We start from the raw sequence: 24,833 nt of genomic DNA, 5'->3' as shown, positions 1-24,833 counted from the left end.
CCTTTTAATCTGTTCTATTGTCTTTATTCTAACCTTTCTTATGAAAAAGCACCATCGAAGCGGCTACTAAAAGTTGCGAAATCAGCTTAACCTATTGACTAAGTGATGAATAAAAGTTAGTCTTACTGCTCTCTAATTTATTAAAGAGTAGGAGTAGGATTAAAAGTAAAGTGTAAGCATATACAAAACGAATTTTCAAACCTTATCAGCCAATAAACAGCGCTTTAGGTGCCTGCGGATTATGTGTGTATAAAACATTATAGAAATCCTGTATTTAATCGAAATAACCTTGTAATAGTAAATCGAACCCTATAATATGGGTAGTAAGAAAGAAACAGAAAGAGGCAACGTATTTATGAAAATTATTCAAGCAGAACCAACAAATATTGAAGAGTTAAAAATACAAGCTATGACAAAAGATGATTGGGAGCTTAGATTAGCTGCTGTTCATGAGTTAGCAAAATACGATTGTCAAAAATCACGGTATATCTTAACTAAACTTGCATCAGGTGATCGCGTGTTTACTGTTAAAGAAGCTGCTTTCAATGCTGCAACAGCAATGGGTATTACAAGAAAAGGTCTCCCTCTTGTGTTAAAGAGAAGAGATATCGGATACAGCAGTAAAGATTTCGCTAAAATATTTAGTCGTGTTAAAAGAGACTTAACTATGGAAGAATTTGATTTAGAAGCTTTTAAAACACAATTCCAAGTTGTTAGTTCTGAAATGTATGATGTCATGCAATACGAAGAACAAGAGAACTTTGATTTATGGATGACTGCTTTATATGAGAATTTACGTTAAATACTCGTCTAATCAATAAAAAGAACCAACATACGAATTCATGTATGTTGGTTCTTTTTTGAATAAATTTACTACGTTAAAAAAAGAAATCTATTCTGTTTTTTGCATATTTCTTGCACAATCAACTAAAATAAATTTTGTCGCGCCCTATATAGTGTTGTAAACTAGTAAAGAGTACTTTTTGTCTGAGTAAAGAAGAGTATTAATTTATGCATGAAATTATAAACATAAGTAATCAAATGAATACGTTAGGTTTTAGAAATTTTACTTCTAAAGAAATAGATCGGTTCTTTGCTATTTGTTCTAGGGTAAGAGAACAAGGTACTCAAGGAGTAACGTTTTCCTTTAAAAAATTAAAAGAACTAAATAGTTATCAACCAACTCTAGAAGATTGAGTTTACCGAATTAAACAAACAGACAATAAAAAAAGGCTTTTTAACCGTCTATTTTAACAAAAAAGAATAGACGATTAAAACGCTGGTTAAAATGATATCGTGTATTGAAGACGGTCACAAAAAAAGAACCCTATTGTTAAGTAATTCTGGATACACGATTGTATATAATTTCATGTATCTAATAAAATATGATGAATATGTAAAACTCAACTAGAGTGTAAGTTACGCCGATGATATTCTACTTTACTCAATATTCAAAAACCGGGCCAATTTAGTAAGATAGTACAAACATTACATGTAAAGAGTTTTTGACATTAAGAAGTTATTATTGTAAAGTTAAGTGGAAAGAGTTTTTGACATTTTAGTGAGGTGATTTGATTGTTAATCAGGTGGATAGTTACTTTTGCAGTTGGTTTAATTATGTTTTTTGTTATTGGTTGGTTGACTGGAAATAATGAATACGGTGTTACAAGTAAAAAGGACGACGAACGTTCACAGTTGATTAAACATAAAGCGATTGTAAGTAGTTGGTTATTACTAATAATGTTTTTCATTATTAACTTTGTTTTCAATTTCTTTAACTTGAATGATGAGCGTTTAGCAATGGTAGAGTTTAATTATCCGGAGTTATTTTATTTGTTAATTGCGATTGTTAGTTATTTTATATATTACTGGATTTATAGTCGTAAAATGAGTAGCTATGAAAAATAAAATTTTTGAACTCCGAAAAGATAAAAAACTTACACAAGAGGTTTTAGCAAAAAAGTGTAGCGTCACTCGACAAACAATTAATGCCATTGAAAATGATCGATATGATCCAACTTTAAAATTGGCATTTGAGTTAGCTAAAGTTCTTGAGACAAACGTTGATGACATTTTTAAAGATTAAACAATGGTTATAAAAGAAATCAGATACATTTTGTGTCTGATTTTTAATTTTAAGATGAAAAAATAACCTTGATTTGACAAGGTTCTAGATACATGACTTTATGTCATTTCATGTATCGCAACAAAGACTCTACTGCTTTTTAAGCGGTAGAGTCCTTTTAAACGTTAATAGCCTTCGTTGCTAAAAGATAATTTTCACTGTTACAACTATTTTATCGCTTTATTTTTTCATCTTTTTGAAAGATTACTTTTACTTTCATTAATAATTCATCTATTAATTTCTCAGGAACAGTTTCGATGTAACTATATTTTCTTGCGTTATAATCAATGGTAACTAATTGATCTAATAAAACTTTTCCTGAAGATTTCGTACCTTCTAAAGGAATGTATAAAGGATAGTTGCGTTCTGTGTTTGATAGTGGAGCAAAGACTGCTATATTAGCATAGTCACTGACACCATGATAACTCAAACAAATATAAGTTCTGTACCCTTGTTGTTCATGTCCTTGTTTAGGATCTAAATTTATCTTAACAATATCGCCTTGTTTTACCATTTTTCATTTCCTACAGGAGAAAAACGTTGTATTTCTGTAGTGAATTTTTCTTTATTGTAGTCTTTAAAAAGTTCTTCAAACGTGACCTCTTTTTCGGCTTTGGTTAATATAATCGAATGATTAATAATCTCTACATTTAAATCATCATCTTTTTCTGCTTCCAATGTTTCTAATAGGCTTTTTGGTAAACGGATAGCATGACTGTTTCCCCACTGTTTAACTGGTAGTTTAATCATTAATATCCCTTCCTTTCTTTTATCCATTATACCAGAAAAGTATCTGCTTTGTATATACTTTCAATTCGTTGAAAATAGAAAGATGATAGAAATTATCTTCACTTTAAACAGTTTAATTTTTTATTAATACGATTTAATCGACCAGTAAAGTGTTGTGAGAGAACGAAGAAAGAAGTAAACTGAACTTTACTACATAAACGTATGAGAGTGAGGTATGCAAGTATACGATGAAACAAACACTAAAATAAATGAAATGAATTCCCAAGATAAAATGGTTAATGGATCGGCTTGGATGACAGGCGGTAGCATCCTATCGCGAGTAGTAGGTGTTCTCTATATTATTCGGATAGTCATTAATGGAGAAGTCGTTGATGCTGTGTCAGCGTCAACTTTTGGTGCTTTTGTTAGGGCACTATTTAGTGCTTTATATTTACTCTTTGTGATTTGGAGAAAAAAATCTTAAATGGACAGGAACCTTGCCATGAGTAAAAAGAACAGTACTGTTTCAACTAATGATATTTTAAAATCCATTATTAAAACAGCCGTTCCTTTTATTATCATAGGATCAGGGATTACACTCTATCAATTAATTGATCAATTCACGTTTAATCCCATGATAAGAGCCGTTACAAACATGACAACTAAGCAAATTATCATTCATTATGCGATTGTTGCTATACGTTCCTTACAAAATCAGCTAAAATAAAATACATAAGTCTTATCTCTTTTGTTTTCGTAGCTATACGTTCCTTACAAAATCGGCTAAAATAAAATCCTGCCCTTGCTGTTGACTGCCTTGTTCACGCTATACGTTCCTTACAAAATCGGCTAAAATAAAATACGAAATTAAAACCAATGCAAGTAATCAAAGCTATACGTTCCTTACAAAATCGGCTAAAATAAAATTCAGGAGTCGTGATGTAATTCGTAACATTTGCTATACGTTCCTTACAAAATCGGCTAAAATAAAATCACCAAAACCGCGTCACTTCTAACAGCTCGGCTATACGTTCCTTACAAAATCAGCTAAAATAAAATTTTTCCTGATTTTACGATTAGTTTCTTCTTGCTATACGTTCCTTACAAAATCGGCTAAAATAAAATTCCCCTTTTATATATATTAGTTCTTGCGAAGCTATACGTTCCTTACAAAATCGGCTAAAATAAAATAACGGATGAAGACAGGCGAAGACTATCAAGAGCTATACGTTCCTTACAAAATCGGCTAAAATAAAATCTTTTTTCTTTGCAACGTTCCTGCGTTGCGGCTATACGTTCCTTACAAAATCGGCTAAAATAAAATATAATTCTTTTTAAATCAAACGTTTGTATCGCTATACGTTCCTTACAAAATCGGCTAAAATAAAATATAAAAAAAGACCACCAGTTTCCGCTGGCGCTATACGTTCCTTACAAAATCGGCTAAAATAAAATAATCTGGAGTAGTATAGATCACGTTAACCAGCTATACGTTCCTTACAAAATCGGCTAAAATAAAATCAACACTTATCAGCAATGAAGCGTCCGTTTCGCTATACGTTCCTTACAAAATCGGCTAAAATAAAATCGCACCTTTTAAATTAGTAACTATTCGTTGGCTATACGTTCCTTACAAAATCGGCTAAAATAAAATATTATTGTTATTCATTACTCGTCATCCTCCGCTATACGTTCCTTACAAAATCGGCTAAAATAAAATTCTTTCACTTCTTTAATGTGATGCACCATGGCTATACGTTCCTTACAAAATCGGCTAAAATAAAATCTATCACGAACCGCACTGGTTGATTTATTGGCTATACGTTCCTTACAAAATCGGCTAAAATAAAATTAATAAAAAATACTACCAATTCAGACAGCGGCTATACGTTCCTTACAAAATCGGCTAAAATAAAATTAATGCTGTATTTGTATTCATATTCTTATCGCTATACGTTCCTTACAAAATCGGCTAAAATAAAATTACTTGACTGCTTTCATGTAAGGTCTGGCAGCTATACGTTCCTTACAAAATCGGCTAAAATAAAATAGAAGACATCTCACCAGACACCAAAACACCGCTATACGTTCCTTACAAAATCGGCTAAAATAAAATATGGGAGTTAAAGTTAAATCTGACTTTTCGGCTATACGTTCCTTACAAAATCGGCTAAAATAAAATATTGAAAGCATAGATGACTTATACAGTTACGCTATACGTTCCTTACAAAATCGGCTAAAATAAAATTACAACAGGAATCGCAACAAACGCTTCTGGGCTATACGTTCCTTACAAAATCGGCTAAAATAAAATCCTGCATGAAAAGCGACACAGGAGCGTTCGGCTATACGTTCCTTACAAAATCGGCTAAAATAAAATACATACGCACCTTTTTTCATCGCTTCAACCGCTATACGTTCCTTACAAAATCGGCTAAAATAAAATGAAGAAAGAACAATTATAAATAAATTAAGAGCTATACGTTCCTTACAAAATCGGCTAAAATAAAATTATCCATTTGTTTTAGCGATAGTAATTCCTGCTATACGTTCCTTACAAAATCGGCTAAAATAAAATCAATAAACTCTGCTGCCTGCTCTTGAGTGGCTATACGTTCCTTACAAAATCGGCTAAAATAAAATAAACCTATTAAGGAACATGACCACGCTATGGCTATACGTTCCTTACAAAATCGGCTAAAATAAAATATTGAAATGGAATTTACTCAAAATGGTCTAGCTATACGTTCCTTACAAAATCGGCTAAAATAAAATCCTTTTTCTTCTTTTTTATCAGTCCTGTTAGCTATACGTTCCTTACAAAATCGGCTAAAATAAAATTGTTCGTAGCTACTTGGAATCCAATCCAGAGCTATACGTTCCTTACAAAATCGGCTAAAATAAAATAAGTTAGAAGGAAAATACTATTGGAAACATGCTATACGTTCCTTACAAAATCGGCTAAAATAAAATAATCAAAGTGTTTGCGCTTCATTGCTTCGTGCTATACGTTCCTTACAAAATCGGCTAAAATAAAATTGGGAATCCGGCAGGTACACTCCCAAAGCAGCTATACGTTCCTTACAAAATCGGCTAAAATAAAATAGTTTAATGTCTATTAGTGACATTCAATCAGCTATACGTTCCTTACAAAATCGGCTAAAATAAAATGTATTGGTTTTGCTAGGAGATAAAGAGGTCGCTATACGTTCCTTACAAAATCGGCTAAAATAAAATCAATATATTGTGTTCCGCTTGCACCATTTGGCTATACGTTCCTTACAAAATCGGCTAAAATAAAATATTGTTGCAGATGATTATGAAGTAGAAGAAGCTATACGTTCCTTACAAAATCGGCTAAAATAAAATAACTCTGACGTTTTATTGTCAGCTATTCTAGCTATACGTTCCTTACAAAATCGGCTAAAATAAAATGCATCAATAAGATTGGAGTCATTAGATTCAGCTATACGTTCCTTACAAAATCGGCTAAAATAAAATCTGCTATAAGTGACAGTTGTCTCACTTAAAGCTATACGTTCCTTACAAAATCGGCTAAAATAAAATCATTGCAGAAAATCTGCTTCTGGTTGTCCAGCTATACGTTCCTTACAAAATCGGCTAAAATAAAATATAGCAGGTTCTTGTGATTTCGAACGAGGAGCTATACGTTCCTTACAAAATCGGCTAAAATAAAATGCTTCACTGGAGCTGGTGCTGGCGTTGGAGGCTATACGTTCCTTACAAAATCGGCTAAAATAAAATACCTTACCGAAGTTATGCGCTGCACGATGGGCTATACGTTCCTTACAAAATCGGCTAAAATAAAATTTATTAAAATAGCTACAAACAATAGAAGTAGCTATACGTTCCTTACAAAATCGGCTAAAATAAAATTTGCCTGTTGAAGGATTGAACACTGGTGGTGCTATACGTTCCTTACAAAATCGGCTAAAATAAAATTACGCCATTATCGAAAAAGAAGATGGTGAGGCTATACGTTCCTTACAAAATCGGCTAAAATAAAATTTACTACCGGGACACTAACAGGAGCAAACTGCTATACGTTCCTTACAAAATCGGCTAAAATAAAATAAAATAAGATTGTTAAAGACATTATGGTTTGCTATACGTTCCTTACAAAATCGGCTAAAATAAAATAGTCTTTCTCTTGGTGCTTAACGAACTCATGCTATACGTTCCTTACAAAATCGGCTAAAATAAAATTCGTGACTGCTACAGAACAGGGAGAAGAATGCTATACGTTCCTTACAAAATCGGCTAAAATAAAATTGGCTATATCTTTCAATGTCATTCCCTCAAGCTATACGTTCCTTACAAAATCGGCTAAAATAAAATTAAGATTGAACATCATTTTTTCGTCAGTTGCTATACGTTCCTTACAAAATCGGCTAAAATAAAATTCCAAGTAGCTAATTCTAAATAACCTGTAAGCTATACGTTCCTTACAAAATCGGCTAAAATAAAATATCGGATTGAGATTAACTTCAGCACAAGTTGCTATACGTTCCTTACAAAATCGGCTAAAATAAAATAGGTACAACAAATAACCCATAAGCAGTATAGGCCTAAGGGTTATTTGTTGTGTCTAAAAAACGGTCAAATTATCAGATTTCACCTTCTCCTCATTGGGTAAAGGGTCTCCTACAAGTAATCTCATTTCACTAAATTGTTTTTCTGTCAAGGTTAACATGCGTACAGAACCTTTTTCTGGGACATGATTTTCTATTTGATAACTAAATTTCTTTGCCATATCATATCCGTTACAGATTCGATAATAAATTGAATATTGCAACATAACATAGCCTTCATTTAAAAGATATTTCCGAAATTTTGTCGCAGTTCTTCGCTCTCTTTTAGTTACTACTGGTAAATCAAACATGACTAATACTCTCATAAATCTACTCATACTCATGTTGTTTCAATGTTATTAGTTTTGGTAATTTCAAAAACTTTGTAGAATTCACTCGGCAACAGCTTGAGAACGAAGAAACTGTTTTCCGAATAGCGTTTGTCAATGAACGATACTCGTCGTCTATTTCTACTTCTGTAAAAAGTAACGACACTAGCGATCTTCGATGTTTAGGTAAGAAATAACGCTCATCTTCTGAAATATTTTTAGATACCCATAAATCTACATAAGGACGATAAGGTTCAATAAGATCATCTGCAAGATTAAATGCATTTAGCTCATTGCTATGAAAAACTCCTAATGAAGGTTCATAACCATATGAACAGATATCTCTTGCTATTACACCTCTAATTATTGCATATCCATAGTTCATAGCCGCATTTTGCACATTATCTACTCTTCGGCTAAACCCTTCACCATACAAATTAATAAAATAAAGCCTAGCTGCAGCAGACTCACAATAAGCACGATCACCCTCAATTACTTGTTTAGATAAATGTTCAAGTTCTGGTACTTTCGGTTTATCATTTATTTTTAAACAAGTAGCTTGATTGGCAATCTTTTGTTTTATAATTTTTTGCCAAATCCTATCTTTAAATCGTTTCGTAGTACTCAACTGATAATTTAAGGCCTGTAGTTTTCTAGAGTAATTCCCTAACGGTGTAAGAACAGCACAAGGCATATGTCTTTGATCACAGATAAATACAGCTACTTGATTTTCAGCAAGAAAAGATAAAGCCGGAGCAGTTAGAATTGTTTGCAGATTATCAATGACTAAACTCTGAATATCTGAAACTGGTATTGTATAGTCCTTACTTTGACTGACAACTAATTGTTTATCTTTTATACTTAGCCTAGCAGGGTTTTCTATATAAATATTTCGAAATGCCATAATTATCCCTTCTTTCGTTGGAATGTTTGCCTAACTTTTTCATTTACCTTATGGTAATTACCGAAATAATCTACTCTATATTTTTCAAACTTTTCTAGTCCTGCAATACCAATACTTTTACCTAAAAAGCTGTTATCATGAGAAACAATATTTATTTGTGCATTAGCGATATCAGCTGAGGTAAAATACCCATAAAAATCAGTTATTTTTACAGGTCCTTTGTTTTCTCCATTATAAAAAGCCGTAAATCCTGTTTTATGCTTGATATGAAGCATATCTCGCGGATATAAAGAAAATTGAAATTCAGCTTCATCGACTTCCGGCCAATCTAAATATTTTTTCCCTTGAGCAGAACACTTCTTCGGTAACTCATTTTTAATTGTATCGCTAACATAAATGGGGACAAACACATGTTTTTTAGGCGTTTTAAATACATCAATTCTTACCATTGATCCATTATCTGCTACTTGTTCTCCATCATTTAATTGAACAGATAAAGTAGTTTTTTGAACTACTTGTACTTTTCTAACGGTATGTGAGTGTCCATTGTATTCGTACGTAAACTCTTTTTTCGGAAAAGCTTTTGTTCCTTCTCCATTATTCTTTTCAAGTTCACGTCGTATTGCTTCGTATACTATTTTCCATCCATTATCACTTGGCTTATAAAATTCCCATTTAGCTGTCTTTATTTCACCATTTTTGTCTAATTTCAACTTATCAACTGACATACGGCTAACTGTCTTGCCTTTGTCTAATAGCTTAGCGCTTCTAATTGTTTCTTGATGGGCAGGACCTGTTATCTTATGATTTGCTAATCTAACAACAAACATCGGTTTTAAATCCATTATTTCTTGTTCAGAATAGTTAGCTTTAACTGTTGGATAATTCTTTATTAACGATTTCGGATCTTCTGACATTCTAATTAAAAGCTCATCTCTAAATCCTGGCCAGGGTTCTGGAAATCTCTTAGAAAATAAACTTTCATACTGTTCTCTTTTAATTTTTGATAATTTCAGAAAATCTGGATCCTCTTTTTCATCATATGTTTGCCATAAATCAAGGTTTGCTCTAACCTCTTGTCTCCTACTATATAACGTTAACATACGGATTAATGTAGGTGTCATGCAAGCTACAACTGTTGCATCCATAGCATGGTGTTTATCTCCGTCATCTCTCACTTTATTTAGTCCCCATCTTGCACGCAACCTTGCTGTGACAACGCCATTACCTACGAATACTTTTTGTTTTTGTTCTAAACTTTCAGAAAAAATTATATTTTGTTCAAAATAACTCTTTAATAATTTCGAAATATACTGGGTATCTTTTAAATTTCGTTCTTTAAATCCATCTGTATCTTCTTTACTAAACGTTTGTTTTAATAATTTTTCACGTTTTTTTATATTCTTAATTTGGTTAGCTACTGCTTCCAAAGATTTTACACGGATTGGGTTATTTCCTAAATACTCCATTGGAATACGATTTCCTTTTTCTCGGTTGCAAGCAGTACTCGTTAATACCTTATTAGTAAATTGATCGTCAAAAGACTTACTATAAGGAATAATATGATCTACATCATACTTATATGAAAATACATCATCCAAAGGAATAGATAGCCCCGTGTATGGATCTAAGTTCTTTTGTTCAAACCAAAGTTTTAAACGGATAATACTCTCACCGTTTACAGCAAATCCCAGTTCTGAAATTTGAGAGGCAACTCTTTCATTGTAAGAGCGATTCTCATCCTGACGTTTTTTTATTTTATTTCTTTCTTCATTACTTTTACCTAATTCACGAGCTAATTCAATGTTAATTGCATCCGGAGGTCCATATTTCCTGATAATTTGTTTTACAACTTTGATTGTTTTACTTGTAGCTCTTTTAACTACTGGATTCATTACATTTTCTTTAATATATTTTTCGTCAACATGGTTTTGTCTGAAGTCATATCCTGCTCCACTACAGGCTTTATCATACGTATCTCCTAATTCTAAATAAGGAATAACTTTTTTCATTGCTTTTATTGAAAGATTCCCAAATTTCGAAAAGGTTATAGGCAATAACTTTTCTACTAACTCATTTGAGAAATCTAATCGATTCTTAAATTCACGTATTCGACTAGTATCACTTGAAAAAGCAGTTAAAATATATCCTACTTCATCTATGACCGCTGGTGACAACTCACTAAGTTGTTCTTTACCAACTGCTTTTTTTAATTTATTATACGACTTTAAAGAAACGAACGTTGTCTTTTTTTCTGTTACCTCAGGTTCGACTTTACTTCCATAATTAAGTAAATTAAATTTTGCGTATTCATCTAAGGTTAATAGTTTTTTTACATCTTTGTAAGTAATCTTTTCTTTCTCAAAAGCTTTATCAATAATTAGCTGTCTTTCTTCACTAGTCAGAGGTCTATATAATTCACCAGCATATTCTTGTACCCGAAGATTATTTACTATTGATAATAAGTCGAAATACTGAAAGGTATAACTAGCTTTTGCTGCTCTTTTTTCTTCTTTTTCAAAAGTACACCAACCGACCATTTTCTCAATTTGATCACCAGCATAAGGACTATTGCCACCAGGACCTTCATCAAAATCACGTTGCTGATTAAAAATTCCTTTTTCAAGTTGATTTCCAATAAAAGCTTCTTCGAATTTGTCTGTTAGCTTTTTATTGCCGTATTCTCGTTGTTTAGAGATAATCTCTTTAATTTCTTCAACTAGTAAACTACGCTCGGGTGTCGTTAAATAGTTATAATCTTTATTTCTCTTGTGTGCATTAAATTTATCATCTTTATAATAATATTCTCCCAACGTACGATAACCACTAGTAGATAAAGCTTCTTTCGTCTCATTAATAGCTGTCAGTACTGGACCATTCTCACTCTCTTTCAGTTCTGCTTTTCGATTAGATTTAAATCCACGGTGTCCTGAAAAGAAATAAAAAATACGAAATAGTTCTTCATTTGTTAATCGTTCATTTAGCGCTTCGTATCGCAACTGATAAATACTTTTATCGGCATTCTTTTCAAAGATAGTTTGACTATCTTTTTCAGTTAATAATTCACTCTCTATAAATAGTCTCTTCGTACGATATTTTCTGAAATTCTTTCGTCTGTTCCTTCTGCGTAATCCTCTCTTTTCTCTTCTTGGAGCTGCTAATGAACTACCATCTTTTGGATTTTCAGCTATTGGAAAAATGACTGAGTTTAAAAACTCAATCTTTTTCGGGTTTCCATTCTCATCTGTTTTTAAAATAGAATAACCAATAGAAGTAATTCCGATATCTAAACCAATTCTATAACCCATACTATCCCTCCTAAATATCACGTGTTTTATATTCTTATTATAATACAAAGAAACTGTTTTCGATACTCTAAAAAAAAAGATAACCCCATCTTCAAAAGAAGATGGGGTTAGTGCTTTACAGGAGAGTGCAGAACACTCCCTTTACTATACGTTCCTTGCAAAGTCGGCTAAAACTTTACTTCTAAATTATATACTATGTTTTTTTATATTACAAGTTATTTAATTTGTTTTTATAAATCAATTGTAAAATGGCGTCTATCTAATTCTTCATCACTCTGATGGTCTTCTAGTACGAAAAAATAACTTTCTTTCAAACTATATAGACGTTGAATAAAAGTAAATTTTCCAGTTGTAATTCGGTCTTCTGGAGATTCACTAATTGAATCCGCTAATAGAATGATTTCATTTGATAGTTTATTTTTATCTTTGTCTTCAAAATAAGCTCCCACAGTTTGGCTCTTATTTTCTTTGGTTACCCGTTGTAATTGTAAGAAAGTCAAATAAGTCACTACATTCGTAATTCGATTTTGCTCACTAACCAGTTGAATACCTACTCGTTTACGAGTATCACGCCCACTTGTTGCTTTAATCTCTAATAGAGGAATCAAACACTCTTGGGGCATAGATCCTCCATGAACATAATTTGAACCCGCTCCTTGGACCGCGATTCTCATTAGGCCTTTTGGAATATGGACAAAGTTTTCCCCCTGATTAGCTAGTTCTAGTTTAAATGTATGAAAAGAACTTGACGCTTCTTTTATTGAATCAATATAAAATCGACGATTGCTTTCAATAGATTGATTGACGGGCATAGATACTTTATCCACATTAGCTAACGGATTTTTAGTATACATAAATCCATGATCCGCTGTAATATAGAGATGTGTTGCACTAAGATTATTTACTAGTTTATCTGATAGTCGTATCAATTCTGATTTTGCGGTTTCCACAGCTTGGAATACTTTATCCTCACTAGCAGCATGGTCACCAGTGGCATCAATAGTGTTATGATAAATATAGTAAACTAATCCACCACTGAATTGTTCTCTTAACTCTGTTTTAGTAGCATTTAGGATATCTTTAGCCCTGAAAGCTCTGCCTTTATTTATTCCTATATTTTTCCCCATAATTTTATTCCGATTATCTAGACCTTGACTGCTCATTCCGTCTACTATTATCTGATTTCTTCCTATTTCAAGCTCTTGATGAGGCAACAAACTAGCCATTCCCAACCCTGTATAGCTAGGTAAAACACCTTGCATATTTTTTACATTTACTTGATAGTAGTGACTATTTTCTAGTTCTTCAGCTAACTCCACACCTATTTCATAGCGTAATGCGTCAGAAATAATGACGAATACACGAGTATCTTTATCTACGTATCCTTTTATATCATCTTGATAAAAGTTCGTTTGTTTGGCTATTCCCTCGATTTCAAAGGTCTCCATTTGATTAAGGTTTGCTGTCCATTTTTCTGCAAAAATCTGTAGAAAGCCATTTGTATAGAAATTCTCAACTTTTTCTTGTAACTGGTAAAAATTATCTGAAGGATTTTCTAATTGAGCAAATGAAACATTAAAATGACGGTAATACGTATCAATTTGATAGTAATTTTCTTGATAAGCATGCCATAATTTTTCTGTTCCTGATTCCATACCGTTCTGTTCGATTTCATTAATTTTAAATAGCAGCCGACTTGCAGCTAATAAGGCTTTATATTGCTTGCTATAGTTCGAATACCAAAAACTATTTCGTCGATTTAAGATGAGTTGCTCTATCTGGTTGTGCCTAACAACAGGTATAAGAAGTGCATCAATGGTTGATTCAACTAAATAGTCTTCTATTCCAGAAAAAGTATCCGATTGAGACAAGAATTCACTTGATTTCTTTTTTAAGAACTTTTGGAATTTTAATTCGTCTGCAACAAGTATAGCTACTTTCTTGTATTCTATCTTCCCGTTAACTTGATTCATCCAACGGTTTAAAAAAACAACGCTGTTATTTTCAGGTGTTATTAGATAATTGTCCCAATTAGCAGGAATTTTTTCATTATAGTCTATTGATAACTTAGATACAAAAATACTAATAAGAAAATCTTTTAAGCTAGGCTTCTCTTTATGGTAATGAAATTTGCTCTCTGCAAACTCCCAAAACTCACTTAGTTTACCAAACTTCTCTATTTGTTCCCAAGATAGGCTAGAATCTTGAGCTAATTCTGCAAATAATTTCTCACAAACAACTGAAAAACTGAACTCTTTTGCTTTAACCAACACACACATGATTCCTAGCGTTAATTTTTCGATAGATTTGTCGCTATCTCCTATTAATAAATCACGAAAATCTTTTTGTCGCTTCTTATTTTGAAAAAAAGATGCATGAGATTGGAAAAAATAATCACTTTCATTATCTTCTAATCCTAATTCATCCATGATAGCTGCTATCGCATCCAGTTTAAATTCTTCTGAATAAAAATAGATATCCAATAAAGGATTATTCTGTTTTTCAAGGGGCCTTGCTTGACCAAAATACAACAAAAAAGAATCATTTGGAAATTCTTTTTCAATCAGATATTTTGTATAAATTAAGTTATTCTCATTAACTTTAATGGTATGAACGTCTTCTAAGCTATACTCATCCACTTCGGATAAGTAACTTTGTGTTTCATCGTACCAAAAGATAATTTTTCTTATTTGCTCATCTCGTAAGGGTTGTTTAAAACGTTCTTTTAATTTTACTTCAGCTTCAAACACTACTTCACCATACTTTCTTATCATTAGTTGTTTATTATTATTCTATCTTGCAACTTTCGTTCACTATAAATCATATTGGCTATCAGATAGGCTAGTCTATTTCTCTTTATTACTCTTTTAATAAATAATCCAAAGTAAACTACACCTATTTTAACAATAAGATACACTATTTACTACTATGTTTAGCATTCATTTTAATTTAAAAGAAGCACATTCCACTATAACGTCAAAGTGAAGTGTGCTTATTTTTTTATTTATTAATTCTCTTTAGTCTTTTAAATTTTAAACGAAAAATTATGCATAAACATTTGAGCAATTTGATAAAACGTTTCTTCTTCTATTTTATCTAAAAATTGAATATTCCTAGTCGCTTTTTCTGTATAATCTAATGAAAAAACTTGGTTTGTATTTACCTTGCTGGTAGCCATTCCGTTAGCTCGTAATTTGTCTGATTCAATTGGAATAAGAAAAACTTTTTCTTTTTCTGTCGTTGTAATTGGACAAACAATCACAAGATTCGTTGCACGGTTATAGTTATCACTGCTTACCACTAACGCAAGACGTCTTTTATCGATTTCATAGCCTTTTGACGGTGCAAAATCAATAATGACTATATCTCTTTGTTTAGGTTTATAGCTCATCTAATTCTCCTTTAACAGGGACAAAACCGACGTTTAAATCTGGAGTATAGAATTCGCCATCTTCAGCAATCTCAAAAGGATTGTCAATTTTAGGAATCATTACGATAGCTCCATTATCTTTTTTGATGAAAAAAATTCTTCTCCTTCTTTAACACCAAAAGAACTAGGTATGGTAACCATAATTGAATTCCCTTGTTTTCTAGCCTTAATCGTATTCATAGAAACGCCTCCTTTTTTTATCATTGTAACATGTCATTACAACCCTTTACAAAAAGAGTGTTTTTTCTATTCTAGATTTCCATAAAAAAACTTCCCAGATAAACTTACTATCTAGGAAGTATCTTTCCTTATATTTTTTCTAACAAATTCATTTGAGTCACCCTATGATTCTCTGTTCCTGTTACAGGGATATTTTGAAACTTCTCGTAATTAACTTTTACACCGTCGTCTAAATCTAACTCAATTTCTTGATCCGCTAAATTCTTCAATATTAAGTCATAATCCCTTAATTCTTGTAATTGCTTTTGAAATTTTTCTTTAGTCTTTTGAGCTTTAGCAACTTCCTTTGAAGAATCACTGCCATCACTAACAAGCTGTGCTTGGCGCATTAATTCAGAAATAGTATTCGTTAATGGCAATACGTAATCTGTACGAACACGAGCTAAAGTATTTGTTTCATAGCGATGCAAGTAAATTAACCCTTTAAATGCGTCTTCTTTTCCACTTGTCATCTGCCAATAAATAGGTCTTTTTTGATATATCTTTTTATGATCCTTAAAGAAATCTTTCATAAAATACCGGCGAAGAGCCTCTCTTGAATTTTCATTCGTTTTCATTCCTAGAGCTTCTGCGATAAACTGTAGATTTTCTTCAACCGTTTGTTCTCCAAAAATAATCGTTACTAATTCTATTATCCGAGACACAATATCGTCTTCAAAATAATGTTCATCTGTTATCGGAATAACATTATCTTTATCTGGTTTATATGTCTGATACTGCTCTAATTCAAAGTCACCACCACCATATATTAAGCCTGGCTTGTCCAAGGAATAACGACCGAAAATGACTCCTACTAGATAAGATAAAAAGCTTTTAACATCACGACTTAAGTCTGTTTTTCTTACTGTAACATCCTCATCTTCTATTTTGGGCGTTAGTTCATCTTGTAGTCCATATATGTCAATAAATAGTCGATTTAATTCTTCTTCATTTTCTTTTAATTGATCAAATCTTTGTTTAGCTACATTAGACCATTTCTGAAATATATCATTAATAATTCTAAAGTCTTCTTGATAGGTAATGAAGGGGTGCTGTTCAAAATCCCAAGACGTTTCAAACGAATCCCAATCCTTTTTGGATAGTAAGACTGCTTTTACAGTATATTTATTAATCTCTAAATTCTCAGAAATAATAACAGGTATTCTTTTTAAATCATAAATTTGTTTGTTTAATGTTGGATTTAAAAAACTCAAAAAATATCCGCTAAGTTTTGAATTTAAAAGTGCCAGTATATAATTATATAATTTTTCATCTTTTAAAAACATACCTTGCACTGCATCATCAAAGAATTCTTCTCCTGTCATAATTCGACAACTAACTCCTCCTGAAGTTATTTTAGAAAAAACTATTCCTCTTTTTTGCATATAATCTAAATTTTGGGGTCTAGATAATAGTTTACCATTATTATCTCTATAATTTTTTATTTCTTCTCCATTATTTTCCCAATTTATTATCTTCTCAAAATTTCCATACCACTTATTATAGTCTCCTCCTTTATGACAAGGATACCATTTAGCATTCTTAATCATTATTGAGAAGTTATTTAAAGAAATCTCATGCCAATACTTAATAAATAAAGAAACCTTTCCAGTTGCTAGACCTTTTTTTATCTCAACAAATTTTTCTAGAGTCTCATTATTGTTATAAATCCTGGATACTTTTTCAATAGGTATCCAATATGAAATTGGATTTCCTGGTATTTTTTTGTAATTCATTTGATTAACTTCAAATAAATAGAAGCAATTCTTATTAGTAGATGCTTCTTTTATTTTTTTATCCTGAATATTCATTCCACCTTTAAATTCAGTAAGTCTAACATATGCTCCCACAGTGTGTTCATGCTGATTTTGCAATACAAGTGTACATAGTGGAACTGTAGCATCTTCAAAGGCTGAGTATTCTAATTGAACTAAACTACTGATTGCGCCGTTTTCTATAATATACTTCCTTAATTTTTCATGACTTGATATAAACATCCATGTGTATGGTGTCATTAAAGCTGCATATCCATTTTTTTTAGTCATACTAAACGTTTTTTCAATAAAGGCTGAGTACATATCTGATTTTGTACTCGGATAATTTTGTTGCATAAATTTCTTCAATATTGGATTAAACTTATTATGATAAGGTGGATTTGTACAAACCACATCATATTTTATCGTTAAAAAATGTGAAATATTTAATATGGGTAGTACTTTTTTTCTTAATTCTGATTTTACCGCCTGAATATATAAATCTTCCGTTTTTTCCTCTAAAAAGTTGTTTAACTTAATAAGTAAATCATCATACGATTCTGGGAAGGTGATTAACGTTCCAAATTGTTTGCCATTTTCTTGCTTACTTTCAGCTGTACGATAGCGCTCTATCTCTTCTTCTTCAAAAACTATTTCCAGCATCTCTTCGGATACTTCTACCACCGCATCAATATATTCATAAATATGGAAGTCAAATTTTTGTTGATGTCGAATGATTCTAGGATTTTTTTCAACAGCTTTCAGAAATAGAGATATGTGACTGATTTGAGTAGAGCGTTTATCAATTTCAAACCCATAAAGATTTTTCCCAATGATATATTGTGGAACTTCTTTTGGAGAATAGCCTTGCTCTAGGTACATATCGTATAATAAATCAAATGCTTCTATAAGAATATTCCCACTGCCACAAGCAGGATCTACTAATCTTATGTCTTCTAAATTTTGAAAAGTAGTTGGTAATAAAGGTTCTTCTTTATTATATTTTAAAAAATAATCAAATCTATCTGTTAGTTCATTACTTGGATACCGTTCATTGTATAATTTCCCCAATGAATTTTGTAACATATATCGAACAATCCATTTAGGCGTAAAGAGTTGCGTTACGGTAGCAAGGTTATATTTTGAAACGGTATAATTTTTAAGTCCCCCCACTTGTTCTTTTATTTCTGATTGATAATATTGATACAGCCAGCCTATCACTTCCACTTCTTGCCAGTTCGATATCTCAACAGCACGAACTAAATCCTGAACTACACTACCAGTACTCAATAAATTATCTGGAAGTAAAAGTTCTTCTGAACCACCGATTGGTTCAAAAGCTGTTGGGATAAGATTCCCTAGTTGGTGACTTTGTTGAATCAATAAATATTTAAAAAGTTCATTTTGGTTATGGTCATCCTGTAAACTCCATATTAACTTTTCTTCTAGATTTAACTCATCTATAAGCAGCCCTATATCCGTTAATGCATCTGGCTCTTCTTTTCCATTTACTAAAGATGAGAGTAACAACATTCTGATGGGTAGATAATCATGAACTTCCATAAATCGAAAAGTAATTAATCGATTAAACCATGTATAGGCTACCTCTTCCATTACTTCCTCATATGCCTGTTTGTAATTTGTTTCTCGTTCTAATAGTTTTATTTTATTTACTAAATCAGTATAATAGTCGCTTGTTTTTTTATTAACTGGTTGTCCATTGACTAATTTTATGCCTTCTAGTACTTGTAGTTCATCAATACCAGAAGAAGTAATCTTAAAATAAGCTGCTCTTTGTTTGACACTAATAATTAATTTTTTTCGAGCTTCTCTAGCAAATGTCTTCAAATTTGTTTTATCCATACTCACACTTCTTTCATTTTAAAAAAGAGCTAAAATGATTTAGCTCTTTCTTTTATTAGATAAATTGAATGTATTTATTTTCTGTTAACTCTTTTTGAAGTCTTTGTTTCACTTCTTCCATCAACTTAGCTAACTCTGCTTCATTTCGGATAGTATAGCTACTAGAAGGTATCAATTGACTGACATGTACCAATACTGCTTGTGGTTCATGTATGATGGGTTCAACTTCTTCTTTTTCAGGATAAGATTTTTCTTTTTGTATATTTTGTTTTGCTTTTAATGCTATTCGCCGTTCTTCAGCTAGTTCATGCTGGTATCTATTAATTTGACTAGATAGTTGATCTGTAATAAACTCGACTTCAGATTTAGCAGCACTTAAATCTTTCAACGTGCCAGAGTTATCAACCTTTTGTTTTAATACCTCAAAGCGACTGCGAATACTATGAGCAAAGTGCTGATTTACTTCTTTGTCCGTTTGAATAGAATCGAGTAATATTTTTTCTTTGTTTGTTACGTTATCCATCAGCGGTCCAATTTCTCTATTCATTTCTTCGGTTAATGATTGTTTATAGTGTTTGACTAATTTTGGTAAGTCGCTCAACCGTTTATATGGACGTACCATTTTTATAATATTTTGTATTTCATTTCCCACGCTTAAAGTTTCTTCAAGTTGAATCATGGATTGATCATCTTTAAACCGATTGCGTATTTTGTAAGCTTCATCATAAACTACTTGACTATACTTAAAGAATGTCTGTATTTCTATCATTTCATCCGCATCATCATACAGGTCTATGGCTGCCCGATGTAAAGTTTGAATGAATTCTAATGTATCTTGTACATGAACTACTTGGGTAATATCTTTCAAATACTGATTAATCTCTTCTTGCCCTGGATAAAAATGTTCTCGATATTTTTCTAATAGTGCGTGTAATTCTTTTTGTTTCCGTTCTAATCTCGCACGAAATTCTTCGGCTATTCTATCTTCTTTATCTTCTGTTAAACGAACTCCAAATAAATCTTTATGGAGTTGCTTGACCTCACGGAGGATTCGTTCGTCAATCACTTTTCGTTTTTGAATAAGCATTTTTTCTTGAGAATTGCGGTTCATCAGTTGTCGTTCTAGCATTGGATCGTGCAACTCAATGGTTTGATGATTTGTTTTTAGAATGATTTTTTCTGCCTTAACTAAACGAATGATAGAGACTAGAATATCCTCTACACGCCAGCCATACGGTTTTATTTGAAATTCTTGAATCAAGTTAAACAATGTAAACGTAATTTTTCTTTCAGATTGTCGTTGAATATACTGTTGGATAGTCTCCGTAGCTAAGTGATTTTCATCATTACCGTCTATCTCTAGTAATTCGATATCATCTTGATGAATAACTGAATCAAAATCACTCCGTTCATAAAATTTTTGGATATAATTGAGATGACGATAGATGTTTGTTACCAATTGATGTAAACCAGCACTAATAATTGAAGGAGCATTTGTTCCACTAACTTCTACTTCTGAACCATAAATATAGATATGTGCATGCTCTAAAGCATTCCGCAATTGAACTTGAATAGTGGCTGTTAACTCATTTCGTTCACGAGCTTTACGGTTTAAAATATCCTGTTCTAAGTCTGTCCGTTTACGAGAAGAATTCACACGTAAATACTGATCAATTTTCATAATATTTAACATATCTTCATAAAACGTTCCTGTAGAATCCAATTCCACAATTACTTGATTTTCTCTTGAAGACAGTTGCAAGATACTTTCTGAATTTTGATAACTATCCGAGTAAGGAGTAATCATTCGGACACCTATTTCAGCGTTAGCATTACCAATAACACGATCGTCTATCCAACGAGCTACATCAAAGTTGTAACTGACGCTTTTCTTATTCAAAACCGAATAATGTGTGTATTTTTTCAAGTCGAGTATATCACTATAGATTACTTCCCCAATTTGATTCAGTAAGTTGGCTGTAGGTACTTCCATATTTTGAATTTCGCGGTTGATATCTTGTTCTTCATTAGTTAAAAAGATAAACTCAGATCCATTACGCTGAACTAAGTACTCTTTCACTAATCTTCTTAAAGATTCTTCAACTTGTTTACTTGCTTCTAATTTATCCTCATCTAATTGATTAATCATTAAAGTCGCGACATTTTCAATATTAGCTGGGATTTCTTGAATATACCGAATTAAGAATAATAATTTTAATACTTCGACGTCAAATTTATTTAAACTAGCATTTTGTTGTGCCTTTATAATCGTTGATCGTATACTATAATCTAAACTAGAGTCTAGATTCGCAAAAAACGATTGAAACGGAATTAAAGAACCCACAGGATTATCTTTGTACTGTAAAACAGCTAATTGAATCGTTCCTAATAAATTTCGTTCTCCTGTGGAGACACTTGAACCAGCGAGTCCATGTCTACGAATTTCTTCTAGTACTTTTTGTAATAATGTAATTTGATAAGGAACAAAAGGATAAAAATCAACAAAATCTTTCATTGTGTTGTATACTTTTAAGGTAGCCGTATCCGTTGAAAAAGAAATCTTATTCCGTAAAGCCGCTTGCATTCGTTCATCGTATGTAATTTGTAACGTTTGTTTTGCCGTGTCATTTTTGGCTAATAAGCGCTTTTTGATAACTTCATCAGCATTTGCAGAGCTTAAGCTTAAACGAGTCGGAAAGCGACCTTGAATTTTTGAAAAATCATTTGAAGAAGAAAGATCATTTTCTAAATTATCAATATCCTGTTGACTTGTGACCATTACCCAAACTTGCCCTTTTGTATAACGACCGATATCTTCTGCTACAGTCTGCAATTCAACCATTAAATCCTTATTATCAGAAATATATTGGCCCATTTCATCAGCCATAAACACTAGGCGGTAATTAGAATCTTTTTGATCTACATATTTTTTCACCCGTCTGGCAAACGAATCAACACTAACATCATAATTTTCCTCACCCGTTGTAATCCAGTGACGTGCACTTTCTTCGCTCATATCTGTTGCTTCCATAAGAGCTTCTATCATCTCATCTTCATTGTAGAAAACTTCATCTCGTCCCTCTTCCCAAATAAGACCAGCTTTTTCTTCAAATGACTTTTTGAACACTTCATATTGTCCTTTGTCCTCTAATGTTTCTTCTAAATGAGCAATCCAAGGTATAGAGGGGCTGTATCCACGGTGCTCATCAAACACTTTATTAAAGACTTTGACAACTGCTAATTTTCTTTGCTTCGTATTTGCTCCAGCTTTAGAATCAATATTGAACAGGACAACACCCGTTTGGTAGCTAATCGCATCTTTCATCTTTTGTAAGACTAACGGATTTTGAATTTTTTCGTCAAAATAATCAACTGGTTTTCTTCCTGAGACAGTTTTGTTGCTATCTAATAAATACGATAATATTTTTAAAAAATGTGACTTCCCTGAACCAAAGAATCCTGATATCCAGACTCCAATCCTATCCGTGGGTTGTTTATAGGCTTTATTATATGCCTCAAAAAAAGTATCTAAATGTTTTTCCATTTCTTCCGTTACAACAAATTCTTCTAACTCTTGTTCCGCTTTTTCTTCTTCTTTTTCATCAACGACAACTACACCTTGGATTTCTCGCTCAATATCTTTATAAAACAACTCGTTTATTTTCAAGTTAACTCCTCCTATCTGGGTATTATTTGAAATGCACGATAATAATTATCATCATGAAAGATATCAAATAGCTTTAACGTGTTATTTTCGAATCTACCTGGATAAAACATGATCAATGGTCTATGTGTGACGATTGATTGTAAATTATTTAAAATGACATGTGACCGGATAATCGGGTACGCCTTTCCAACTCCACTAATCAAAATAATGGCCTCTTCATCCAGTTGCTCTTTAATAGAATTAACAATCACATCCCGTTCAGTTGCAATTTTTAATCCCTGTTGCATTTTTTCAATCACTCGTTCGCTACCTAGTTTTTCTTCAGCTCTAAAGTTCTTTTGCATATAATTTCGCTCTTCAAAAAAATGAATGATGATATCGTAAAGATTAAATTCTTGAAAATGTCTATCCCCAGTATGCTTAGTGATATATGTTGTCATCTCCGGAATAGCTTTGCGTATTAAAAGTTCATCTTTCGGATCATAATCAAATATATAATAACTCATTTCATTACCTAGTCCTTGTTTCTCTAAAAAGTCAGGACTCATTAACTTTTCTTGTAAACTATTCAATCTTTCTTGAGTCGTTCTCATAATAACTCTCCTAACACTACTTCTACCGCTGGGCCATAGCCTGCTTCTTTTAAGTAATTTCTGGCTTCAATTGAAATGAATGGCCGCTCTATTTTATAGTGACTTTTTCTCATTTCGTGAATCCAGCCTGCTTCTTTTAATACTTGCAAAAAAGAACGTGCTAATCGATTGTAAGTATATTCTTGCCACTTAGCAACTGTTTCATTCGTTTCTGCTTTACGCTCAATAAATCGAATAACTTCTTGTTTAGAAATTTCTGTGTACAACGTCAATAATTTATCTAAATATAATTCTCTAGTAAATTCTTGGAATAGCCGATCTGCACAAATAATACTGTAAACGACCAATGTTTTAGACGTTTGGTTATCTTCTTTTTGAATCATCTCTTGTATTTTCTTATCGAGTAAAGACAGCCTATACAACAATTCGCTGCCAACTGATTTTATTTGAGCAGCAGACGTTAACTGTAAATGATTTTGGTCATTCAACTTTTTAATAATTTCTTCTTTCGTTATATTATTTAATAAAAGTTGGTTGATTCGTTTAGTCTCTTGATAAAATAGGGGGCAAATTTTTATAGTTGTACGATATTGATTCTTTTTTTCCATAATCTTCCTCACATAAAGCTTTTTACCTATATTTTAACATAAGGACTATAAGAAAAATAGATAAGTAAGTACATTGTAGTATCATCCTACTTTACTCGTGTTCGCTTTTACTTTATTAATGCCTTTCAAGTATTTTATTTCATTTAGTTCTATTCTATTTAATTTTTTGAACAACTTTTATGTCCACACTCTTTGGCTATTCTTTTTCGTTCTCATCATTATCCTTTATCAATAAATATTCATTTAGCTAACTCATCCGCTGACAATTTTTTTAACGTAACACAAGGTTTCTTTTGATACTATCAAAAACTAATATATGCTGTTGCATCACTAAACATAGAATCTCAAGATTTTTATCAAACGTTGGTCGATGCATTAGAACAAACAGAAACAACACAAGTTCCTGTCGTTAACTATGAGCAAGTGAAATCTATGTATGAAGAACTAAACAGAAAAACAGCTGAAAACGTCTTGAAACCTGGTATGCTTGTGGCTGTTATGTCTTAACTTCAAACTGAAGATTTATACATTAATCCAGCAGAAACAATATCTGTTTTTAGTAGTAAAAGAATAGCATGTTATCCAATTTATCAAGGAAACGTTAGAAACGTGTATACAAGAGTAATCGTTAACACTAGTAAACCCGCCACTGTTTTGAGTACTTCTGTCAATGCAATAAAATACAACTACGTGCTACCATCACTATGAAATA

General features: G+C 32.0%; 17 protein-coding genes and 1 CRISPR repeat array. Of the genes, 6 read left to right on the top strand and 11 right to left on the bottom strand.

The annotated features are described in order from the left end of the window. The first annotated feature begins 355 nt into the window (after nucleotides 1–355). The 4 genes from B9Y54_RS04765 (at nucleotide 356) to B9Y54_RS04750 (ending at nucleotide 2,086) form a co-directional block, all read left to right on the top strand. Entirely contained in the window at nucleotides 356–802 is a 447-nt protein-coding gene (locus B9Y54_RS04765) for a HEAT repeat domain-containing protein (RefSeq protein ID WP_085559196.1), read from the top strand. Between the two features lie 209 nt (nucleotides 803–1,011). Further along, nucleotides 1,012–1,197 carry a RepB family plasmid replication initiator protein gene (locus B9Y54_RS04760; protein ID WP_085559195.1) on the top strand — a complete coding sequence of 62 codons (186 nt, stop codon included), beginning with the start codon at nucleotides 1,012–1,014 and terminating at the stop codon, nucleotides 1,195–1,197. A 378-nt stretch (nucleotides 1,198–1,575) separates the two neighbouring features. Further along, nucleotides 1,576–1,908, top strand: a complete 333-nt coding sequence (locus tag B9Y54_RS04755) for a DUF2178 domain-containing protein (protein ID WP_234987817.1) — start codon at nucleotides 1,576–1,578, stop codon at nucleotides 1,906–1,908. Beyond that, the gene (locus tag B9Y54_RS04750; RefSeq protein ID WP_085559194.1) at nucleotides 1,898–2,086 is read left to right on the top strand and encodes a helix-turn-helix transcriptional regulator; all 189 of its coding nucleotides are present in this window, start codon (nucleotides 1,898–1,900) and stop codon (nucleotides 2,084–2,086) included. Before B9Y54_RS04755 ends, B9Y54_RS04750 begins: the two co-directional genes overlap by 11 nt. Before the next feature lie 211 nt (nucleotides 2,087–2,297). On the opposite strand, the gene B9Y54_RS04745 is transcribed toward B9Y54_RS04750, so the two are convergent. Then, nucleotides 2,298–2,639 carry a type II toxin-antitoxin system PemK/MazF family toxin gene (locus B9Y54_RS04745; protein ID WP_085559193.1) on the bottom strand — a complete coding sequence of 114 codons (342 nt, stop codon included), beginning with the start codon at nucleotides 2,637–2,639 and terminating at the stop codon, nucleotides 2,298–2,300. Beyond that, nucleotides 2,633–2,875, bottom strand: a complete 243-nt coding sequence (locus tag B9Y54_RS04740) for an AbrB/MazE/SpoVT family DNA-binding domain-containing protein (protein ID WP_085559192.1) — start codon at nucleotides 2,873–2,875, stop codon at nucleotides 2,633–2,635. The genes B9Y54_RS04745 and B9Y54_RS04740 overlap by 7 nt, the downstream gene beginning before the upstream one ends. A gap of 214 nt (nucleotides 2,876–3,089) precedes the next feature. Between B9Y54_RS04740 and B9Y54_RS04735 the strand changes: the two genes are divergently transcribed. Beyond that, nucleotides 3,090–3,338 carry a hypothetical protein gene (locus tag B9Y54_RS04735; RefSeq protein ID WP_085559191.1) on the top strand — a complete coding sequence of 83 codons (249 nt, stop codon included), beginning with the start codon at nucleotides 3,090–3,092 and terminating at the stop codon, nucleotides 3,336–3,338. A gap of 210 nt (nucleotides 3,339–3,548) precedes the next feature. Next, a CRISPR array of direct repeats spans nucleotides 3,549–7,410; the repeat unit is 36 nt; unit sequence GCTATACGTTCCTTACAAAATCGGCTAAAATAAAAT. 53 nt (nucleotides 7,411–7,463) lie between these two features. On the opposite strand, the gene cas2 is transcribed toward B9Y54_RS04735, so the two are convergent. From cas2 to B9Y54_RS04685, 9 genes are all read right to left on the bottom strand, one after another. Further along, nucleotides 7,464–7,772 carry a CRISPR-associated endonuclease Cas2 gene (gene cas2, locus B9Y54_RS04730; protein ID WP_034551891.1) on the bottom strand — a complete coding sequence of 103 codons (309 nt, stop codon included), beginning with the start codon at nucleotides 7,770–7,772 and terminating at the stop codon, nucleotides 7,464–7,466. Nucleotides 7,773–7,776: 4 nt separating this feature from the next. After that, the gene (gene cas1 / locus B9Y54_RS04725; protein ID WP_085559190.1) at nucleotides 7,777–8,679 is read right to left on the bottom strand and encodes a type II CRISPR-associated endonuclease Cas1; all 903 of its coding nucleotides are present in this window, start codon (nucleotides 8,677–8,679) and stop codon (nucleotides 7,777–7,779) included. Nucleotides 8,680–8,681: 2 nt separating this feature from the next. After that, the gene (gene cas9 / locus B9Y54_RS04720; protein WP_085559189.1) at nucleotides 8,682–11,987 is read right to left on the bottom strand and encodes a type II CRISPR RNA-guided endonuclease Cas9; all 3,306 of its coding nucleotides are present in this window, start codon (nucleotides 11,985–11,987) and stop codon (nucleotides 8,682–8,684) included. Nucleotides 11,988–12,217: 230 nt separating this feature from the next. Then, nucleotides 12,218–14,737 carry a BREX-1 system phosphatase PglZ type A gene (gene pglZ / locus B9Y54_RS04715; protein ID WP_159446056.1) on the bottom strand — a complete coding sequence of 840 codons (2,520 nt, stop codon included), beginning with the start codon at nucleotides 14,735–14,737 and terminating at the stop codon, nucleotides 12,218–12,220. A gap of 275 nt (nucleotides 14,738–15,012) precedes the next feature. After that, a complete protein-coding gene (locus tag B9Y54_RS04710; RefSeq protein WP_085559187.1) occupies nucleotides 15,013–15,378 on the bottom strand; it encodes a type II toxin-antitoxin system PemK/MazF family toxin in 366 nt (121 codons plus the stop codon). Between the two features lie 347 nt (nucleotides 15,379–15,725). After that, nucleotides 15,726–19,253 carry a BREX-1 system adenine-specific DNA-methyltransferase PglX gene (gene pglX, locus B9Y54_RS04700; protein ID WP_085559186.1) on the bottom strand — a complete coding sequence of 1,176 codons (3,528 nt, stop codon included), beginning with the start codon at nucleotides 19,251–19,253 and terminating at the stop codon, nucleotides 15,726–15,728. A gap of 55 nt (nucleotides 19,254–19,308) precedes the next feature. Continuing rightward, nucleotides 19,309–22,920, bottom strand: a complete 3,612-nt coding sequence (gene brxC / locus B9Y54_RS04695; protein WP_085559185.1) for a BREX system P-loop protein BrxC — start codon at nucleotides 22,918–22,920, stop codon at nucleotides 19,309–19,311. A gap of 11 nt (nucleotides 22,921–22,931) precedes the next feature. Further along, the gene (locus tag B9Y54_RS04690; protein ID WP_085559184.1) at nucleotides 22,932–23,513 is read right to left on the bottom strand and encodes a DUF1788 domain-containing protein; all 582 of its coding nucleotides are present in this window, start codon (nucleotides 23,511–23,513) and stop codon (nucleotides 22,932–22,934) included. Beyond that, nucleotides 23,510–24,121: a DUF1819 family protein gene (locus B9Y54_RS04685; RefSeq protein WP_085559183.1), complete on the bottom strand. Its 612-nt coding sequence runs from the start codon at nucleotides 24,119–24,121 to the stop codon at nucleotides 23,510–23,512. Before B9Y54_RS04685 ends, B9Y54_RS04690 begins: the two co-directional genes overlap by 4 nt. A 363-nt stretch (nucleotides 24,122–24,484) precedes the next feature. Between B9Y54_RS04685 and B9Y54_RS12310 the strand changes: the two genes are divergently transcribed. Then, nucleotides 24,485–24,628, top strand: a complete 144-nt coding sequence (locus B9Y54_RS12310; RefSeq protein WP_156954938.1) for a hypothetical protein — start codon at nucleotides 24,485–24,487, stop codon at nucleotides 24,626–24,628. Nucleotides 24,629–24,833: the final 205 nt, after the last annotated feature.

The sequence above is a fragment of the Carnobacterium iners genome (assembly GCF_900177385.1).
Classification (GTDB): domain Bacteria; phylum Bacillota; class Bacilli; order Lactobacillales; family Carnobacteriaceae; genus Carnobacterium_A; species Carnobacterium_A iners.
This window is presented reverse-complemented; position numbering and strand designations above follow the sequence as displayed.

Bases quoted from the DNA above. Each gene is read 5' to 3' on its own strand.
- B9Y54_RS04765 (WP_085559196.1), top strand. From the start codon at position 356: ATGAAAATTATTCAAGCAGAACCAACAAATATTGAAGAGTTAAAAATA.
- B9Y54_RS04760 (WP_085559195.1), top strand. From the start codon at position 1,012: ATGCATGAAATTATAAACATAAGTAATCAAATGAATACGTTAGGTTTT.
- B9Y54_RS04750 (WP_085559194.1), top strand. From the start codon at position 1,898: ATGAAAAATAAAATTTTTGAACTCCGAAAAGATAAAAAACTTACACAA.
- B9Y54_RS04745 (WP_085559193.1), bottom strand. From the start codon at position 2,639: ATGGTAAAACAAGGCGATATTGTTAAGATAAATTTAGATCCTAAACAA.
- B9Y54_RS04740 (WP_085559192.1), bottom strand. From the start codon at position 2,875: ATGATTAAACTACCAGTTAAACAGTGGGGAAACAGTCATGCTATCCGT.
- B9Y54_RS04735 (WP_085559191.1), top strand. From the start codon at position 3,090: ATGCAAGTATACGATGAAACAAACACTAAAATAAATGAAATGAATTCC.
- cas2 (WP_034551891.1), bottom strand. From the start codon at position 7,772: ATGAGAGTATTAGTCATGTTTGATTTACCAGTAGTAACTAAAAGAGAG.
- cas1 (WP_085559190.1), bottom strand. From the start codon at position 8,679: ATGGCATTTCGAAATATTTATATAGAAAACCCTGCTAGGCTAAGTATA.
- cas9 (WP_085559189.1), bottom strand. From the start codon at position 11,987: ATGGGTTATAGAATTGGTTTAGATATCGGAATTACTTCTATTGGTTAT.
- B9Y54_RS04710 (WP_085559187.1), bottom strand. From the start codon at position 15,378: ATGAGCTATAAACCTAAACAAAGAGATATAGTCATTATTGATTTTGCA.
- pglX (WP_085559186.1), bottom strand. From the start codon at position 19,253: ATGGATAAAACAAATTTGAAGACATTTGCTAGAGAAGCTCGAAAAAAA.
- B9Y54_RS04690 (WP_085559184.1), bottom strand. From the start codon at position 23,513: ATGAGAACGACTCAAGAAAGATTGAATAGTTTACAAGAAAAGTTAATG.
- B9Y54_RS04685 (WP_085559183.1), bottom strand. From the start codon at position 24,121: ATGGAAAAAAAGAATCAATATCGTACAACTATAAAAATTTGCCCCCTA.